General features: G+C 39.9%; 14 protein-coding genes and 1 pseudogene. 5 read left to right on the plus strand and 10 right to left on the minus strand.

The features are described from left to right. Positions 1-18 precede the first annotated feature (18 nt). The 4 genes from ACFSTH_RS02595 to ACFSTH_RS02610 are packed head-to-tail and all read right to left on the minus strand — an operon-like array spanning position 19 to position 4458. Positions 19-1365 (minus strand): glycoside hydrolase family 5 protein, encoded by a 1347-nt coding sequence (locus ACFSTH_RS02595; protein ID WP_377769765.1) that lies wholly within the window; start codon positions 1363-1365, stop codon positions 19-21. Between the two features lie 20 nt (positions 1366-1385). After that, positions 1386-2231 carry a carbohydrate ABC transporter permease gene (locus tag ACFSTH_RS02600; protein WP_377769764.1) on the minus strand — a complete coding sequence of 282 codons (846 nt, stop codon included), beginning with the start codon at positions 2229-2231 and terminating at the stop codon, positions 1386-1388. A 15-nt stretch (positions 2232-2246) separates the two neighbouring features. Continuing rightward, entirely contained in the window at positions 2247-3134 is an 888-nt protein-coding gene (locus ACFSTH_RS02605; RefSeq protein WP_377769763.1) for a carbohydrate ABC transporter permease, read from the minus strand. A 28-nt stretch (positions 3135-3162) separates the two neighbouring features. Further along, positions 3163-4458 (minus strand): ABC transporter substrate-binding protein, encoded by a 1296-nt coding sequence (locus ACFSTH_RS02610; RefSeq protein WP_377769762.1) that lies wholly within the window; start codon positions 4456-4458, stop codon positions 3163-3165. A gap of 271 nt (positions 4459-4729) precedes the next feature. On the opposite strand from ACFSTH_RS02610, the gene ACFSTH_RS02615 reads away from it, so the two are divergent. Next, positions 4730-6253, plus strand: coding sequence for a sensor histidine kinase (locus tag ACFSTH_RS02615; RefSeq protein ID WP_377769761.1), 1524 nt, complete (start codon positions 4730-4732; stop codon positions 6251-6253). An 11-nt stretch (positions 6254-6264) separates the two neighbouring features. Further along, positions 6265-6966: a response regulator gene (locus tag ACFSTH_RS02620; protein ID WP_377769760.1), complete on the plus strand. Its 702-nt coding sequence runs from the start codon at positions 6265-6267 to the stop codon at positions 6964-6966. Between the two features lie 129 nt (positions 6967-7095). Here ACFSTH_RS02620 and ACFSTH_RS02625 read toward each other — a convergent pair whose 3' ends face one another. The 5 genes from ACFSTH_RS02625 to ACFSTH_RS02645 form a co-directional block, all read right to left on the minus strand. Beyond that, complete coding sequence (locus ACFSTH_RS02625; RefSeq protein ID WP_377769759.1) at positions 7096-10059, minus strand: LamG-like jellyroll fold domain-containing protein; 2964 nt, start codon at positions 10057-10059, stop codon at positions 7096-7098. 640 nt (positions 10060-10699) lie between these two features. Next, positions 10700-10888, minus strand: coding sequence for a hypothetical protein (locus ACFSTH_RS02630; protein ID WP_377769758.1), 189 nt, complete (start codon positions 10886-10888; stop codon positions 10700-10702). A gap of 369 nt (positions 10889-11257) precedes the next feature. After that, on the minus strand, positions 11258-11725 hold the full coding sequence (locus tag ACFSTH_RS02635; RefSeq protein WP_377769757.1) for an acyl-CoA thioesterase: 468 nt from the start codon (positions 11723-11725) through the stop codon (positions 11258-11260). 44 nt (positions 11726-11769) lie between these two features. Then, positions 11770-12981 carry a YecA family protein gene (locus ACFSTH_RS02640; RefSeq protein ID WP_377769755.1) on the minus strand — a complete coding sequence of 404 codons (1212 nt, stop codon included), beginning with the start codon at positions 12979-12981 and terminating at the stop codon, positions 11770-11772. A gap of 134 nt (positions 12982-13115) precedes the next feature. Continuing rightward, positions 13116-13781, minus strand: coding sequence for an SOS response-associated peptidase (locus tag ACFSTH_RS02645; protein ID WP_377769754.1), 666 nt, complete (start codon positions 13779-13781; stop codon positions 13116-13118). 197 nt (positions 13782-13978) lie between these two features. Between ACFSTH_RS02645 and ilvA the strand changes: the two genes are divergently transcribed. Beyond that, positions 13979-15247 (plus strand): threonine ammonia-lyase IlvA, encoded by a 1269-nt coding sequence (gene ilvA / locus ACFSTH_RS02650; protein ID WP_377769753.1) that lies wholly within the window; start codon positions 13979-13981, stop codon positions 15245-15247. A 708-nt stretch (positions 15248-15955) separates the two neighbouring features. Here the strand turns inward: ilvA and ACFSTH_RS02655 are convergent. Continuing rightward, entirely contained in the window at positions 15956-16114 is a 159-nt protein-coding gene (locus ACFSTH_RS02655; RefSeq protein WP_377769825.1) for a hypothetical protein, read from the minus strand. Positions 16115-16514: 400 nt separating this feature from the next. On the opposite strand from ACFSTH_RS02655, the pseudogene ACFSTH_RS21070 reads away from it, so the two are divergent. Both ACFSTH_RS21070 and ACFSTH_RS02660 read left to right on the plus strand, forming a co-directional pair. Beyond that, positions 16515-16986, plus strand: a pseudogene (locus ACFSTH_RS21070) (hypothetical protein); the annotation flags it as partial. A gap of 372 nt (positions 16987-17358) precedes the next feature. Then, the gene (locus tag ACFSTH_RS02660) at positions 17359-20142 is read left to right on the plus strand and encodes a beta strand repeat-containing protein (RefSeq protein ID WP_377769751.1); all 2784 of its coding nucleotides are present in this window, start codon (positions 17359-17361) and stop codon (positions 20140-20142) included. The last annotated feature ends 33 nt before the right edge of the window (positions 20143-20175 follow it).

Below are 20175 nucleotides of genomic sequence, written 5' to 3' on the forward strand. Positions count from 1 at the left end.
TCCCTCTTTTCTACATCATTAAGCTTTTGTATATTTACGCATTAACTGTTCTAAATCTGGGAATGTTTCACATTGGTCGAAGTGGAAGGAAGCAGGTAGTTCATAAGCTTCTTCCCAAGGTAATTGCTGTAGAAATGGTTTCAAGTTCTGTTCGACACAAATGGCTTGCATAATGGAACGCATTCTAAATTGAAGCGGATAGCGAAATTCTTTGGAGATCGGCTGGAAATATGTTTCTGCCATATAATCTACTAAAGCTTCGCCTTTCGCTTGTTCTTCTTCCTGGTTCCATACTTCTTTAATTTTTCTTGTAAATGTGAGCCAAGCTGTATCCTTTTTAGGGTAGGTAAGTGCCATCGACGCAGCATCTTTATACGTCCATAATGCCCACGAAACATTGTTAGCTTCGAACAGATCAATCATATCTTCCAGTAAACTTACATCAAAACCAATCGAATCAGGTTGTAGTGAAACACCGAATTCACCGCACCATAACGGGCGTTTATACTTTTCACGAATGGTCAACATTTTTTCAAATGCTTTTTTGAAGATCGCTTGTCTTACTGTTCGATCCATCTTAGGGTCAAGTACTGCTGGCTCATCAACAAAGGGATAAAAGTGAAACTCATATGCAACTTGTGGATCATCTATTGGATCTAACATCGAAAAGTCCGTAGTAAATGCATTACCTTCAATAAAAATAATATGGTGTTCGTCGTGTTTACGAATTTCAGCAACTACTTTTTGATAGAAATCGTTGAACACATCCGCATCCTTAACTAAAGCTGGCTCGTTGACAATATCATAGCCGGCTACCCACGAATTATCTCGATAATGGCGAGCGATATGTCCCCACATCCCAATAACGGTATCCCGCAAAGCGCCATACTCCCATAACAATGGTAAACCGCTTGACGTATCACAATGCCAGTCTGGATTTTGACCACCAGGTGCAGAATGTAAATCTAAAATCGCATAGATTTCATATTTCTCACAAAGCGATACAATATAATCTAGATAAATAAATCCTTCTTCCTTATACTGTCCTGGACGTTGATCATCAATAAAATACTTATAATTGAACGGCAAACGCAGTGAATTAATTCCTAAGCTTTTCAAATAGGCAAAATCTCTTTCGTCCATAAATTCCAGCAAAAAGCGGTGAAAAAATTGCTCACTACGTTCTGCGCCATAAACATCTTGAAAAGCTTGCTTGATCATCGTATCTGTACCAGGTAACCCGATCATAAAGTGCTCCAAGTTCATCCACGTACCTAGTCCAAAGCCACGAAAAAATATTTTTTCACCGTCAATCGTAAAATCTTCCCCTGTAACTTGAACAAACTTTTGCAAATCAACTGTCATTGGTAATCTCCTTCGCCCGTTTAGTTTTTCATCCCTGTTGTAGCAACGCCTTTAATAAAGAATTTCTCGCCAATTAAAAACACAACAATCATCGGTATAGTCGCTAACACAGTTCCAGCCATTAGCAAGCCGTAATCTGTCGTATGTTCGGTTTGAAACAGTTTCAAACCTAGCTGCAATGTTTTCAGCGCATCATCTTGTAAATAAATTAAAGGTGCTAGATAGTCATTCCACATAAAGGTAAATGTAAAGATAGTTAGTGTAGATATTGCCGGTTTAGATAGTGGTAAAATGATGCGCCAATATATACCCCATTCATTTAATCCATCTATTCTGGCTGCTTCATTCAACTCATTCGGTAGAGACATAAAGAACTGTCGTAATAAGAAGATACCGAAACCACTAAATAGTTGAATAAGTACGTAACCAGTATGCGTGTCATACAATCCGAGCTCACGTACAATATTAAATTGTGGAACCATAATCGAATGCCACGGCATCATTAAGTTAGTCATAAACAACATAAACACGAGATTTTTAAACGGTATTTTTAATTTAGCAAACGCGTAGGCAGCTAATGAACAAATAAATACCTGTAGCACAGTTGTTATGACCGATAATTTAATCGTATTAGTTAAAAACGCTGCGAATGGAATAGCTTTCCATACTTCTTGATAATTATTTAAATATAAGGAGCTAGGAATCCAATTCATTGGATTTTTGAACAAATCAACATCCGTCCGAATAGATGCAGATATCATCCACAAAAATGGAAACAGCGCAATAACCGAAGCAAGGAGAAGTAAAACTAACAACATCACATATACTGTCTTTTTTCTAACTTTGCTCGTGAATATATGTTGCAATCTAAACTCTCCTTTCTAATAGGTTACCCATTTTTTCTCTAAGCGGAATTGGATAATGGAGATGATCATTACAATGGCGAACAATACGATCGACATCGCTGACGCATAGCCCATTTCGTAATTAATAAATGCTTCCTGATAAATCCGGAAAACAAGTACGTTAGTAGAACGTCCCGGTCCACCTTCAGTCATAACAGACACAAGATCGAATACTTGGAACGAACTGATAAAGGTTAAAATAGTAACCATGAAAATGGTCGGTGACAAGCTTGGTAATGTAATGTACAAAAACCGTTTAAAAGCGCCAGCACCATCTAACTTTGCTGATTCATACAAATATTCTGGAATGCCTTGAATACCGGCTAACAAAATAATCATATAGTAACCAAAGCTTTTCCAAGCAGCCACTATAACAATAGCTATTAACGCCCACTCGGAAGACATTAACCATTCTGGCGGATTACTAATACCAATGGCTTTCAACACACCATTAATTGGTCCCCGTATGGGGTTTAACAGTAAACCCCATACAATTGCAATGGAAACCATCGACGTAATGTGTGGAAAATAAAACGCCATTCGGAAAAATTTAGTCAAGTGCCATACATAGTTTAACGCCACCGCTGACAGTAAAGATAATATTAAAGTTAACGGTACAAACATCAACGTATAGAACATGTTGTTTTTTAAAGAAATAAGAAAATAATCATCCTGCCATAATTCTATATAATTCTTTAACCCGATAAAGTTAGGCTGAATATCGAATCCACCATAGTCGGTGAAACTTAAATAAAGCCCGTATAGCAGAGGTGCGAATATAAATACCGCGAATAATAAGAAAGCAGGAAGTATAAACAATGTACCGGGTGCATATTCTCTGCTTAGCTTAAGGAATTTAGCCACCTAACAACAACTCCCTTTGTTGAGCTTATTACTTTTCAAGTAATTTATCTCGCTGCTTCATAAATTCATTAACTGATTTTTCTGCATTCTGCTCTCCGAATAAAAACAATTCCCATTGTTCCTTAAATACACTTTTCACTTGATCTATTTGTGGAATAGGTTGATCTTCGATAATTGTTTTTGCTTCAAAGTAAGCTTTACTTCCTTCTAAGCCAGATGCTTTCAAAAAGGCTTCTTTCGTAATATCATTGGCATATGCTGGAAGCACGCCTGCTTCTGCAATAATTTTTCCGCCTTCTTCTCCAGTTGCAAATGCTACGAATTTGAATGCTGCATCTTGATGTTTACTTCCTGGATTAATTCCCATGAAAGTACTTAATCCACCGACAGAAGTCGCATCCGCTGCGCCTGCAGGTTGTGGCAACATCGCCATTTCGTATTTCACGTCAGTTTTACCTGCTGCAACATCAGCGTTCAACATGTTCACAGCCCACTCACCATTGATCATCATCGCCACATCGCCACTTTCAAACTCTTTCAGCCAGTCACTACTTTCAGCTTTCATTTGTTTGTAGCTCATATGTGATTCATCTTTGTAATAAATAGTATCTAGAAATTGTAGCCAATCCTTTAGACTATCTAAATTGTCATCCAAAATAGTATGCCCTTGTTGTAATGTAGCAATTGGAATCGTGATCCAATCTGCCAAATAACCGCCCCATTGTTTATTCGTACCTTCACCTTTTGTCAGCTTTTTCGCTAACTCTGCATATTGTTCCCAAGTAAGGTTTGTTGGGTAGGGAAGCCCTGCTTCGTCAAAAATAGCTTTGTTATAAAATAAAGCGTAAGAAGATGTACGATACGGAAGTGCATAATACTTATCATCCGTTAGCTTACCTGTAATATCTTGCAAAATTGGACCATAAGCGCCTACTTCTACCCCTGCTTCTTTAATTTTATCTCCCAAATCAAGCAATTGATTTTTGGATGTATACAAGCCAAGGTTGGCAGGACCATTCATACTATAAACGTCTACCTTAGAATTACTGGACAAGTTCAACATCATTTTTGTGTTATACTCTTCCGATGCATTACTAATTGTATTGATGTTCACTTGAATGTCATTATGTTGCGCATTAAAAGCGTCAACAACTTTCTTCATGTACTCTGCTTCGTCCGTCCAAGTATAATATTGTAAAGTAACTTTTTCTTCCCCTGTTGTTGTTTCTGGTTCTTTTGTTTTTTCACCAGCGCCACAAGCACTGATCAACATAGCAAGTACTAATGTTGCCGTAATGCTAACTAACCATTTTCTATTTTTCATTTTTTTAGCCTCCTATATGCTTTGATATTAATATCGTATCTTGAAAGCTTGTTTTCCATAAGGTTGAACTTTCATCATCCAACCTGCCCCAATGATCTTCCTTGATATTCTCTCTTACTTAAGCTAAATTAATGAACGTTAGTTTTTGGAAAACAAATATTAGAGGAGGGTTGATGATTCTTCAACCTTTACATGATACTTAAACAAGTTTAAAATTAATATAATTACCAATAATATAAGGATTGCATACTTATGAAAGGACGTAACCTGCATGGTCATTTTCTTCATGTTTATTCTATTTATTGCAATCGCTATCTTTTGTCTTACACAGCAGAAATATACAAAGGCTACTCTATTTATGCTGGTCATGGGGTTGTCTTTTTTATTTGTCATAAGTAGCATCATTATTTATATGTCCAAAGATGCTTATCATTATTACAGCTTATATAATTACTTTGGGGTTACAAAAAAAGTGCAGAATGAATTAATGTTTCTGCCCATTTCACGTTATTTATTAATACGCATCATGAACTTCTCTTCCATGCTATTTTTATTTTCTGGATTATGCTCGGCAATATTTTTTGCTTTGCATATAGAAAAACATAGAAAATTATTATATATTGCGATAGCTTTACCCTGTTTAATACAAGTCATTCTCTATGATCCAACCGTTTACGCCTATTTATATTTCAAACTATATCCTAGTTTTGTTTCTTCGCAGCAGTTTATTTCTTTTTATGAAACTATCCATCAAGCCACTTTTATTATTAATACTGCTTATATTGTTGCTGGTATTTCTCTTGTAATATATGCACTATTCGATGCACCAAAAGTAAAACAAATTCGCAGTACAATTGTAATGATTACAATAAGTTACATTTCTATGCAGGTGACTTATTATTATATTAATTTTTGGGCGCCTAATATATTAATTAGCGTTTCAAAAGCAGCCGACTTTATCCGTTTCAAACCAATAATATTAGTTGGCAAACCGTCCATGTATGCACTACTTCCTTACATCGTAAGCTTTTGTTTGCTATTTAGTTTATATGGCATTTACATGTATGCTCGTATTCAAAATAAAATAAAAAATCAAGAAGCCGTTATCTCACATAATATCGATTCTGCTACATTAACTTCACGAGTATTTAGTCATTTTATGAAAAATGAATTGCTCGCCATTATGGTTCAATCTGAAATATTGGGGGAAATGGCTATAGATTCACCCGAACTGGTGAAAGAAATTAAAGTTATTGAAAACCGCTGTCAAAATATTTATAGTCGACTAGATATCATTCATCAAAAAACAAACAGTTCCAAAATGGAGCTTAAACCAGTTGTCCTGCATCCATTGATTACGACTGTATTATCGGAAATGAAAGAGGATTTGAAAGCGGTAAATATAACCTATCATGAGCATTCACAAACATTAACGATTATGGCCGATCCTTATTATTTTTCACAAGTGTTAGAAAACATATTATCCAATGCGGTTGATGCCTTACAGCAAGTGCCAGAAAAAACACGAAGTATAGAACTGGAGACTATTATCAAAAATAAGTGGGTAGAATTAATTATTCGTGACAATGGAATAGGTGTTCCTGATGAATTTAAGGAGCTTATTTTCCAACCTTTTTTCTCATCCAAACCAACAGCAACCAATTGGGGGATGGGATTGGCACTTTGTCAAACAATTATTAATACACATGGTGGACAATTAACATTAAATAGTAAACTAGGAGAAGGCAGTTCCTTTCATATAGTTATGCCTTTGCTAAGAACTTCTATCCATTAGGAGGGACAACTTTGAGCGACTTAATAAAAGTTCTTATTGTTGAAGACGATGATCTTATAGCCAAACGTTATGAAATGATTTTGAGTAAAGATTCGCAAATGCAATATGTTGGAAGAGCAGCTAGTGGTTATGAAGGAACAATGTTGGCAGCGCTCTATCAACCTGACATTATTTTAATGGATATTGAACTAGAAGAAAAACAAGCGGGTCTGAAAGCTACAGAAAAAATATTGAATTATTTGCCTGATATTAAAATCATTATCCTTACCGTCATTGATACGGATGATGTTTTGTTTCAAGCATTTGAAATGGGCGCGACTAATTATTTGCTTAAAAACATGCCAGCAGAAACTATTTTGACTGCGATTAAAGACGCTTATTGCGGCATGCCGTCATTGAATGCTAACATTGCTGGTAAAATTACAAAAGAATTTAAACGGATTAAAACAGTTGAAGAAAGTTTGTTACGTTACTTTCATATGTTAGTTTTGCTTACACCAACAGAAATGGAAGTATTAGATTTATTACTGAAGGATTATAGCCGACAAGAAATTTGTAAATTACGGCAAGTAGAAGCATCCACCTTAAAATCGCAGGTGCATAGCATTTTGAAAAAATTCGAAAAAAATAGCATTCAAGAAGTAGTTACAGTACTACGGGAATTACAAATTCCACAAATATTAGCAAAGCACAATGGTTTACTCACCTTATAAAAATCGTATATCCAGCAGCAAAAAGCCAATAACTACCCAAGCGATAGGGGATTAACCCCATAATCCGCTTGTAGTTATTGGCTTTTTAATTACATATCAAATGCTTTAGCTCTTATATTAATCGTAGCTTTACTCTGCCAATTGATCAGCAATCATCTGCAATATAGCAATAACGTCAGCTGTGTTCACTAAGCCATCTTTGTTCAAGTCAGCAATGTCCTTCACAGCAGCAAGCTCTGCTTGATCTTGTGCCACAATCATTTTTAGTAGCATCCGCGCATCAACAATAGTAATGGCAAGGTCACCATTGATATCGCCTAAAAGACCACTTGCTTTAATCGTAATCGAAGCATTGCTTACTTTTACATCTTTAGCGACTGTACTAGTTTCATTCTCATCAATAGAAGCTTGAACTTTTTTCAGCACTAATGATGCCACAGCATCTTCTGTCAAATCTGCCTTAGCACGGAAAACCGCTTGTGCTACTACAATAGGTTCTTTCGTGCCTAGTGGTTGCTTAGCTACTCCAGCAAATCCAATTTTTCCAGCTACCGTCGTATTGTGTGCACCAGTTTCTTTGAACATGTCAAATTCAAACTTCTCTAGTGTTAATAAGTTTTTATCATATTCTAATAGTCCGTTCAAGCCTGTTACTTGTTCTGCATCGCTTAGTGTAAGTGGTACAGTAACCATACTTCCTTTCGTTACCGTTTGATCAGCTAGTGCTAGTGTTGGCTCTGTCGGATTCGGCTCACCACCACCATCTGGATAAACGTTCAAATTCATATTAAATTGATTCGCTGCACGATAAAACTTGTTTTTTGTCACCGAATACCAATTTACGGCAACATCGTTGCTACCTTCTTTGAACGTCATTAGCATAACCATGCCAAGATCACGTTGCATAAACTGAGCATCGACAAGCATTTGTGTTACTGGATTACCATGCTCCCCAATGTCTACACGTTTTGCTAGATCGTGATAACCAATATGACCAGATGTAACTAATATAATATTTTTATGCTTACTTACAAATTCATTCCATTGATCATCCCCGTTATTACCATCTGCAAGGTATGCACTTGGTGGGTCCGAATGTCCTTTTTTATTCGTAATTTGCTCTCCCGTATGATACATGTAAGAGTGCGTCGTTATAATAACACGTTTATCTTTGTTTGCAGCAACTGCTTCATTCGCCCAAGCTAACACTTCATCATTCGGAGCAAACTCCATCGCTACAATCATATATTCTACATCTTTAATCGTAACAAAATGATACGTATTATCCATCATACCTTCTTTGAAGGCTCCACCAAATGTTGGTTCTTTAGAGTATTTCTCATACGGATAGTACTGATTATATTTTGTAGTGTCACGTTTCGGTGGATCTTTCGTTATAACCATATCGTGATTACCGGTTGAGAATACATATGGCATCACACCGTCTAGCAATTTCATGCCGTTGGAAGAACTTGTCCACTGAGCATCATTTCTAGGAGCATCAACCAAATCGCCTACTTGAATCGCTAATTCAATGTTGAGCTTCTCTGCATTATCTCTAATCCAAGTCATATAGTTCGTAAAGGCAGGTTGATGACTAATTAAATACTGTGTATCTGGAATAACCGCAATCGTATAGTCACCTTCTGGAAAGTTAGGCTCTAACCAATTCGTAGTTTCGTTGTTATAAATAAAAGCATTATTTTGTTCTGTAGAAACATCTTTATATTTGTTATCGACCATTTCATCTAATTTCCAGTTGCCCATCAATCCTGTTTCTTTGCCTTGCAAATACTTGTTGTAATTCGCTTTAATTTCATCGGCTGTTCGAGTCGTAGACCATACCCGTACATCAGCAATTTCACCATTAAAATGAAGTGATGGTACACCATTGCTATACCCACGATAATCAGAACCAATTTTTATCTCGCGCCATGTACGATCATTCGGAATAGGTACCGTTGCTGCCGCTTCGTGCATTTTTTCGCCATTAATATAAGTCGTTGTTTTTTTGTTCTCATCATCAATAGCGATTGCCACATGCACCCAATCACCTAGATTGATATTAACGTTTTCCGCAACATACCCGAAAATTTGATCTTGTGCACCAGTTTTTTGCCAATAAATACGTGGATTACCGTTTGTATTTATTTCAAAATTAAATCTAGAAATATCATTATATACAACATCCCCAGCATAATTACCAAGTACAGTTCCTACTCGTTTACTAGCCGGAGTATTAGCTGGTACTTTCAGCCATGCTTCTACTGTACGAGGCGCACCGCTGAAGCGCTTTTCAACTGCCAGCTCTAATTTCCCACTTGCAAAATCAATACCTTTACCCTCAAATTCACTTGTATAAGTACGAGAAAAGTTCATAGGTGTCGCGTCGTTTTTGCCAGCCTTATCTTTAATAACATTTACAATACCGCTCAATACAGAAGGATCTAGTTCCCAAGCATGCATTAATCCTGCTTCAGCACCTGTTACTTCAGCAAATTGAGTAATTTCATCAGCCTTTCGTAAATTGCTCCATAGTCTAACGTCAGCTACTTCTCCATTAAGAAACATACCATTTCTTGTATCTGTCCCAATACTATGTGTATTGGATTGTACAATTTTCGGATCAGCTAGTTCTAAATCTTTAAACACTTGCACTTGTTGTCCATTAATGTAGATAGCTACTTGTTTTTCTGCTACATCTCTAGTTACAGCTAAGTTGATCCATTCTCCCGTTACTATAGCTAGATCAGTAGTCGTTCTATCCTTTACTGTACCGTTAGAAATTTCATAATAACGCAATTGGTTGCTTGCACTTAATTCTACAGAATAGACCGCCGCTGCACCTGCTTTATAATTTCCAAATATCACCTGTCGCTGATTGTGGTCTTTCGCTAGTTTAATTTTCGCTTCAAATGTAGTCGGAATTTCTGACAATACTTTATCAAGCTTTACATGATTTTGTTTACCAGGTTGAAAGACTAATCCCGTTTCACTTGCAGCAGCAACAGTCGCATTGCTACTTAATCCTAAGTTAGAAATCATTAAAGTTACAACGAGCGTTAATACAATAAATAATCTATTTTTTTTCAACTTTCTCACCCTTTTAGTAGTTTAGAAGTCTTTAAAATACAGTCATAATAGAGTAGGTTAAGTTATAATCAGCAATTTTAATCGGTTATACAAATCACCCTTTCATTATTTCAGACGATCAATTGGCTATTTCCAACCATAGTATAGAAATAAATGCACATAGTAGCAATCCATTTTGCCACTTTTTACATTATCTTTAGATTTAAACACAGCAAAAACGCAGCTATATAGCTACGCTTAAATGTTCTTTAGTCCATTTGTTTTTTCCATACAAAAAAGCTTTGCCACCTATCACTTTAGTCGGTAAGCAAAGCTATTCATACTATATTCTGTTCATCTTCTGCCACGTAAGCATACGATGCATTATTATATATTTGGATAGTAACAAATGACATACTGATTAAAAAGCATATAAAGCTATCACACGATTAAAGTGTGAGCAGCGTACAACGTGCATTCTAGTTATCAAAAAATAACTAAAAAAATGCTCCCTTCTACTATATATATTTCACACTTACTGTGATGTAGCTGGTAGTTGAGCGTTAAACAATGCCTGCTGGGACTTCATAACATTAAATCAAATACGTCATCATAATCAATATCATCATGTCATTCGAATCGTGGCTTGTATAGACTACTGTTAGCCTACAGAAGACTTAATCTTTACCATCTCATCTTCTACAAGCGACGTCAGTTCATCTTCATAACCACCCGTAATTCGATACTTCCGTACATAATCTTTGACAAACTTCCTGGCGTCCTTGGGTTGGAAAATTCTTGTTAGTTCCATCAGGCTTTCCTTGACTTCGTTCTGGCTATGTTTCGCCATGAAATCTCCTCCCTTATACGTGGATGATCGTCCCAATCAGCAATTTCCGAAAGCAACTGCAACTTAACTGCTACTTGCCAATTCGGTGCAGGCAACTCCATGGCCATTTGTGCAATAATTTACGCTTCTATTTTATTATAGCAGTTCCAGCTTCTATTTAAAAGTAAACAATCTAAATGTTCAGATTTTTCCTTATATTCTTCCTATTTCAATCATTCTGACTGATTCTTTATGTCATATCCTCAAATGACTGTAATCGCTTTACAATTATATGAACCATCTATAAAGAACATGCTCATCAAAAAAACTGCTACCAGACGAGCTAATTCTAAATAGCTTAAGTGCGTCTTAAATAGCAGTTTTCCTATGTCATAACAAATCAGTAGATAATTTTTCAAAAGCAATAATTGCCTCACGAGCATGATCTGGAATAGGTGTACTTTTATTCGTCTGTTTATCCACTAACACAATTGTCCCTCTTCCAGCTGCTTTTAAGAGCTGATCCGCGACTACTGCGTACTCCATTTCCATCGAGGAACGACCGAGGTGAGCGACACGAACGTGCAGTTCCATTTTATCTTGTAAAAACATTTCCATAAAATATTGGCATTCCAAATCAGCGACTACAGAAACGGCCTGTTCGCCAAACAAAGTACTTGTTAAAAGTAGGTTTTCAAAATACTCAATTCTCCCTTGCTCAAAGTACATAAAATAACTAACATTATTAACATGTCCCAACATATCCGTCTCACAATAACGGATACGAATAGGAAACGAAAATTGAAACTTTTGCAGCCATGTTTCGGCATCCGGCTGTACAAATGATGGTTTTTTCATGCGATACGAACCTCCTGTCTACTTGCCCAATCCACCTTGCACCATTATGCACTACAACATTTTTTGTATTTCTTACCGCTACCACATGGACAAGGATCATTCCGCCCTATTTTCAGCTTTTTGTCTACCTGAACCGTTGTCGAACGTAACAAGCTATTAGGCGCTCCATGAGTTTGCTTATTTGACGATGGTTGTTCATACAGTTCATACAATTCACGTGGTGTGTAGCCGGCGTTAGACCAAATACGCGTATTGTTATAAACTTCATTCACTAATGCGACAACTAATTGGAGCTGCTCATGCATATCAAAATGAATATCATAGTTCAAAAAAACATGCATCACTTCTTGCATTGGTTGTTCCATAGCACAACGATATTGCATTTCATCCAACAAATTTTCTAATACTACTTCATCGTCAATCATATACATCTTCAAATAATCATACAAAGCTGTCAGCTGTGGCGTTATTTCGTAATAATAGACATCGCTATATCGGAGCAGTTCAGCTGCATCTGGCGTATACCAAGGTTTGCCGCTACGGCGCATCAAGATGTCCGCTAACTGCAATTCATTCGGATCTAATTTTTGTTCTTGACTTTGCTCTATAAAATAGGAATGAACGATATATTCGCCAATTGCACTATAGTGCTGATTTGTATCCATAGATTCCACTAATACTTTCGCAGCTTCCTTGATCGTAATTTGTTTCGCTTGCTGCTTATTAAACACTTCTACCACTTGCTCTATTTTAAAAGCTCCATACAAATTAGCGAACGCGCAAATATAACGATGGATGAGAATATATTGTTGTCGCTGCTGCTTTAATAATCGTTGATCAACCAACTTCCAACCTTCGAACACTTCTTCCGATACGACGGAATAAATCCGCTGTTCATGATGAAACAAATGAATAATACCCCACGTTTGTAACGTGATATAATCTTTCGGGCTAACCGTATTTTCCTGCACAACCAACTGATTATCTAGCAATCGTTCAAAAAACTTCCATTCATTATCACTCAATATAATAAACAATCGACACAGCAAATTTGGATCAGCCATATAAGGTACCAACGCTTGTGCCAGTTGCTCTTTGTTCATTTTTGATCGACCATTCACTTTGAACAAACTCGCCCATTCATTTAACCGTACTTTGGCATAATGTTGTAACGTTGTAGATAATGCCGTAGTTGGTTCTACTTTTAGCGCAGTTTCCACATTCAATTCGTACTTTAGTTGTTCCAATTCTTCCATCCTAAACCGCTCCTATTCTATTCAATACTTATCTATTATACACATTAATGAAATGAACAGCCATGCTCTGTTTTGTAAAAGAAATACAAATAAGCCGCAATTCTATAAGAGAATCGCGACTTATTTGTTATTATTTAGGCGTAATCAATCTCTCGAATACAATCCGGAGACTCATATTGCTCGTTATGTACGGCATTAGTAACAGGGTAAGCATGCATCACATAACTATCTAACGGAACGATATGTTTGCGCAATGGATTCCATTCTCGTAGCTCTGGATTTAACCATTGTTCCATTCCTTCTTCATCCAAAATAATCGGTACTTTCGACTGCCAAGTAGACATCGGACCTGACAAATCAGCTGTTAACATAGTAAACGCGATAGCTTCTTCACCACTAGGTGTTCTCCAGCAATCATACATACCAGCTATACCGAACAACGGTCGATTTTTCACCACGACGTGCATAAATCGCGGATCTTTTTCTACTCCAATTTGCTTTTTACCATAAAAACCTGTGCTTGGTATAATACAACGCTGCCTACGAATCATATCACCTAGAAACTTTTTATGCCCCACTTCATTGTGTGCCGTATTTACAGCATCTCTTGCCCAAAATGGGTACAAACCCCACCTTGCTCGTTGTAGTGATCTCACTTGATGGCGGTCATTCATCACAATGACTGTTTGCTGGGTGGGACTAATATTGTAACGTTGTTCTGCTGTCTTTAACGTCTTAATCACTTGAAATTGTTCCGCAATATGGACGGGTTCTGTAGACAATGAAAACCGATCAATCATAATACTCTCTCCTGTTCTATCCAAATTCAGATTCATGCTGTCCACCCAGTTTTTGCATTCAAGCCTATTTTTATGCATCCTAGTTCACTATCTTTTATTGATGTCGTTACAAATGACATTAGCAATTATAAAAAAATAATCGTATGATATAATGATAATAAAATTCGGTCTAATCAGATTTGGAAGGATGATCAAAATTGACGGACTCTACCGTACCATATACACGTATTTCCCTAGAAGAAATTGTACAAGCTCAAATGCATTTGAAGGATGTTGTCACTCGAACTCCTTTACAATATAATCGTGTACTATCCGAGCGTTACCAGTGTGAATTGTTATTAAAAAGAGAAGACCTGCAAGTCGTTCGCTCCTTCAAAATACGTGGAGCTTATCATTTGATGCGCTCACTGCCAAGTGAGGAGTTACAAAAAGGAGTAGTCTGTGCAAGTGCCGGGAATCATGCGCAAGGTGTTGCCTATTCCTGTCAAGCACTTGGTGTACCAGGAAAGATATTTATGCCTAGCACAACGCCGAGACAAAAAGTTTCACAGGTTGCTTTTTTTGGCGGCAAAGAAATCGAAATTATTTTGATCGGTGATACATTTGATGATGCCTATGAAGCTGCTGTCGCAGAATGCAACAAAAACGGAATGGTGTTCATTCATCCTTTTGACGATCGAAAAATTATTGCAGGCAACGGAACCGTTGGACAAGAAATTATGGAGAAAACAGAGCATGAGCCAGACTTCGTCTTCCTATCGGTTGGCGGCGGCGGATTAGCGGCTGGCGTTGCTTCTTATATGAAAAGCGTATCTCCAAAGACGCAAATTATTGGGGTCGAGCCTGAAGGTGCCCCATCCCTGCTTGCAGCTCTTGAAGCAGATAAAGTGGTGACGTTAGATCAAATTGATAAGTTTATTGATGGCGCAGCTGTAAAACGGAGCGGAGAATTAACATTTCAAATTTGCAAAGATTTATTAGATGATGTCATTCTAGTACCGGAAGGAAAAGTATGTACTACATTATTAGATCTATATAATGAAAATGCTATTGTTGTAGAACCCGCTGGGGCACTACCAATCGCAGCACTTGACGCTTACAAGGAGCAAATCAAAGGAAAAACTGTCATCTGCGTCATTAGCGGTGGTAACAATGATGTCGATCGTATGCAAGAAATGAAAGAACGGTCGTTAATATACGAAGGCTACAAACATTACTTTATGGTTAACTTTCCACAACGAGCAGGCGCATTACGGGAATTTCTTGATAATGTACTGGGACCTGGCGATGACATTACTCGCTTTGAATATACAAAGAAATCTAACAAAGATAATGGACCCGCGCTTGTCGGAGTAGAACTGAAGCATAAAGAAGACTATGACCTACTCATTTCCAAAATGACGGAAAAAGGGTTTCAGTTTTTGGAATTGAACAAAGACCCCCTACTATTTAGTCTACTAATCTAACTTTTTCCCAAAAATCTAGTGATATAAACCACTTTTTTTACTAGTTAATAATCTATTAATAAAGTTAAGCAGTGAGCTTTGTGATAAGCTTACTGCTTTTTTTATGCTTTCACTACAATACCCCCTTTTAAAGGGATTAATGTATAACAGTCCATTTATAGGAAGTAAAGCTTTTTCCCCATACCAAATCTCCTTAATTTCATAAGATAAAGTAAGCAATTTAGGAGGTGTCCAAACTGAGCAAATCTGTAAAGAAAAAAAATATCGGTTTTTCAGCAGCAAAAAAGTAGTAATAAAGAACAGCTAAATATTCCCGTTCTTGTTCATGTAAATCATTAAAACCAATCTAATGTGTTTGTAGGAGTAAACCTAGAAAAATAAAAGGTACTAGAGGGCCACGCGGATACAGAGGATATGTCAGACCAATGGGACTAGGCGGAGGATCTACGGGAGCACAAGGACCAACTGGTTCCACAGGTTCACAATGTAGCTTCTGCAACAGCGTTATCATATGGACAACCTTTGGCACTTAGAGATCGATCAAGGTACAAACATAGTTCCAACAACTACCAACTCTAATATAAGGGAGATCGCTGACTATCACACTTTTTATTGGTTTGTTGAAACGCTCTGTTCAAGCTATTCCTCATGTTATATTCATTGCTTATCGCCTTGCCTGGTTTAAACTGAGTTGTTTTAACTTTACTTTTATCTTTCTCGATGCTTTAAAATGTCGTTCTCCATCTTAAGTTGCTGAATTTCCTTTCGTAGTGCGATAAGTTCGTTTTCTTCTGCGGATCGATTATCCTTTTCTTTGAAAGAACCTGTCGTTTGCGTTTGTTTCCCTGTCGTTTGCGTTTGTTTCATCCTTCTATCTAATGCTGATGATGTAACAATTGACACTCCAGGTTTACCATTTACATGGAGATCAACCATTTGTTTCTTACATGCTGCTGTGAATGTTCTTCTTTGTTTGGATAGGCTAGTAGTTCCACTCCTTCATCTATTTCTATTATTCTACTACCCCTTAATTTTTCTGTCTAACTTAGTATAGCCGATCCACTTTGCCTGCGTTTCGAACACTGCCTATTTAATATTCTTTATTTGAACTTATAGTGACGAAGAGCCTGCTGAATTTCCTCTTGGTTTCCCTATTTTGATTCAAAGATAGCCAAATCGCTCATGCCATAATCGAATATGCAACATATGTTAATAGATAGCTCATGAATAAAAGTGAGTAAAAATTTAAGAGAAATGAGGGATTATATTGTCACTGCCCAATATTCCAAGCATCACACCGACGATCAGTTTAACACGTGATGAAGTTGTAAATCTGGTTCTGGCCTCCATCGCTATGGAGGAGTTGGGATTAAGTCACATTATTAATGCTGAGGGCGAGAAGCTACAGTATGCCCTGGGGACATTGCCGGGGGNCCACCCGCAAGGAGATGACGCTCCATGACAAGATGGAGTCGATTCTGGCTGCACCTACGCTCTTGGGACCAACGGGAGCAACCGGGCCAACTGGCCCCGCCGGCGGACCGGTAGGACCGACGGGAGCACCAGGTGCACCGGGAGCACCGGGAGCACCAGGAGCACCAGGAGCAACGGGAGCAACCGGGACAGCAGGAGCACCAGGTGCTACAGGGGCTACCGGGGAAACGGGTCCGGCTTTCCTGGAGAATGGCCAATATAGCTTGGTGTCGACTCTCGGACCGCTCACAACCAACCAGAACATTCCGCTGGCAACTCCGGGGACCTCGAACGGTGCGATCTCCAGCAACGGGGCGGAAATCATTCTGAACCCGGGCAAATACGAGATCTCGTATTCCGTAAGCGGGACCTTGTCCGTACCGGTAGAGCTTCGTGTGAACACTGTACCGATCCCGAACACGACGATCATATCTAATGCGGGAACAACGGCGAGCAATACGATCATATTCACTGTGACGGCGATTAATACGGCTATCGGCATGTATTTTATAGGCTCGGGAACCACGACTCTTGTCTTCAACGCAACAATCTCTGCTGCTCGGATCAGCTAAAGAGAAATCGTCATATTCAACACTAAGGATAAAGAGTAATACTTCATACAAGGAGGAACATTAACAATGGCAAATGGTGAACTAATTACGTACAACGGGGCTGTTTATATTATTGTAAACAGTCCACCGTCCGGCATACCTGGTATATCACCGGACTATCAGCTACTTATACCGGCAGCAGCATCCGGCCCAACAGGGGCTACTGGCGTTACAGGAGCTACTGGCGCTGCTGGAGTGACAGGAAATACAGGAAATACAGGTGTTACAGGAGCTACAGGTACTGACGGACTTATTGGACCAACGGGCGCTACTGGAACTGACGGATTACTTGGACCAACGGGGGCTACAGGAGCTACTGGAACTGACGGATTAGTTGGACCGACGGGAGCTACAGGAGCTACTGGAACTGAAGGATTAGTTGGACCGACGGGAGCTACAGGAGCTACGGGAACTGACGGATTAGTTGGACCGACGGGAGCTACGGGCGCTACGGGAACTGACGGATTAGCTGGACCAACGGGGGCTACGGGCGCTACGGGAACTGACGGATTAGCTGGACCGACGGGAGCTACAGGAGCTACAGGTGCTACGGGGGCTGATGGATTACTTGGACCAACGGGTGCTACAGGAGCTACTGGAACTGACGGATTAGTTGGACCGACGGGAGCTACAGGAGCTACTGGAACTGACGGATTAGTTGGACCGACGGGAGCTACTGGAGCTACGGGAACTGACGGATTAGTTGGACCGACGGGGGCTACGGGCGCTACGGGAACTGACGGATTAGTTGGATCGACGGGAGCTACTGGAGCTACGGGAACTGACGGATTAGTTGGACCGACGGGAGCTACTGGAGCTACGGGAACTGACGGATTAGTTGGACCGACGGGGGCTACGGGAGCAGATGGATTAATTGGACCAACGGGAGCTACGGGTGCCGACGGATTAATTGGACCAACGGGGGCTACAGGAGCCGATGGATTAATTGGACCTACTGGTGCTACTGGAGCTGACGGATTAATTGGACCAACGGGTGCTACAGGAGCTACTGGAACTGACGGATTAGTTGGACCGACGGGAGCTACAGGAGCTACTGGAACTGACGGATTAGCTGGACCAACGGGAGCTACAGGAGCTACGGGAACTGACGGATTAGTTGGACCGACGGGTGCTACAGGAGCTACGGGAACTGACGGATTAGTTGGACCGACGGGAGCTACTGGAGCTACGGGAACTGACGGATTAGTTGGACCGACGGGAGCTACTGGAGCTACGGGAACTGACGGATTAGTTGGACCGACGGGGGCTACGGGTGCCGACGGATTAATTGGACCAACGGGTGCTACAGGAGCCGATGGATTAATTGGACCGACGGGGGCTACTGGTGCGGATGGATTAATTGGACCGACTGGTGCTACGGGAGCAGATGGATTAATTGGACCAACAGGATCCACGGGAGCTGACGGATTAATTGGACCGACTGGTGCTACAGGAACTGACGGATTAGTTGGACCGACGGGAGCTACTGGAGCTACTGGAACTGACGGATTACTTGGACCAACGGGGGCTACAGGAGCTACTGGAACTGACGGATTAGTTGGACCAACGGGTGCTACAGGAGCTACGGGAACTGACGGATTAGTTGGACCGACGGGAGCTACAGGAGCTACGGGAGCTGACGGATTAATTGGACCAACGGGTGCTACAGGAGCTACTGGAACTGACGGATTAGTTGGACCGACGGGAGCTACAGGAGCTACAGGAACTGACGGATTAGTTGGACCGACGGGGGCTACGGGTGCCGACGGATTAATTGGACCAACGGGTGCTACAGGAGTCGATGGATTAATTGGACCGACTGGTGCTACTGGTGCTACGGGAGCAGATGGATTAATTGGACCAACAGGATCCACGGGAGCTGACGGATTAATTGGACCGACTGGTGCTACAGGAACTGACGGATTAGTTGGACCGACGGGAGCTACTGGAGCTACGGGAACTGACGGATTAGTTGGACCGACGGGAGCTACTGGAGCTACGGGAACTGACGGATTAGTTGGACCAACGGGAGCTACAGGAGCTACTGGAACTGACGGATTAGTTGGGCCGACGGGAGCTACTGGAGCTACGGGAACTGACGGATTAGTTGGACCGACGGGAGCTACTGGAGCTACTGGAACTGACGGATTAGTTGGACCAACGGGAGCTACAGGAGCTACTGGAACTGACGGATTAGTTGGACCAACGGGAGCTACAGGAGCTACGGGAACTGACGGATTAGTTGGACCGACGGGAGCTACGGGTGCCACGGGACCGACCGGGGCTACGGGAGCTGGGGCGATCATTCCATTTGCTTCTGGACTACCACTTGCATTAACAACACTAGTTGGAGGGTTAGCTGGATCAGTAGGTGTCGTTGGATTTGGTAGTAGTGGTACTACGGTTTTACTAGCTGGCAATATCATCGATCTGACTAGCGCAGGAGGAACATTTATTAATTCAGCGTTTGTTATGCCACGTAATGGTGTAATTACAGGTATTGCTGCTAACTTTAACGTTACTGTATCGCTAAGTTTAGCTTTGGGTTCATTTACTATTAGAGCAACATTATATCAAGCAACGGGAACAGGGACACAATTCACTCAACTTGCTGGTACTCAAGTAACATTATCACCTAATATACCAGGGATTGTAGCTATTGGTGCCGGAACTAGTGGTTCGCTAAGTAATCTAAACATTCCTGTAGCTAGTGGCACTCGTTTACTACTTGTGTTTTCAGCAGAATTAAACGGTCTTACTGTAGCCTCTGCTATTACTGGTTATGCTAATGCTGGAATTAATATTATTTAAGTAAATGTATACAAACATGTCATTGTCTTTTAC

It is taken from the genome of Paenibacillus yanchengensis, assembly GCF_042684845.1.
GTDB lineage: Bacteria > Bacillota > Bacilli > Paenibacillales > Paenibacillaceae > Pristimantibacillus > Pristimantibacillus yanchengensis.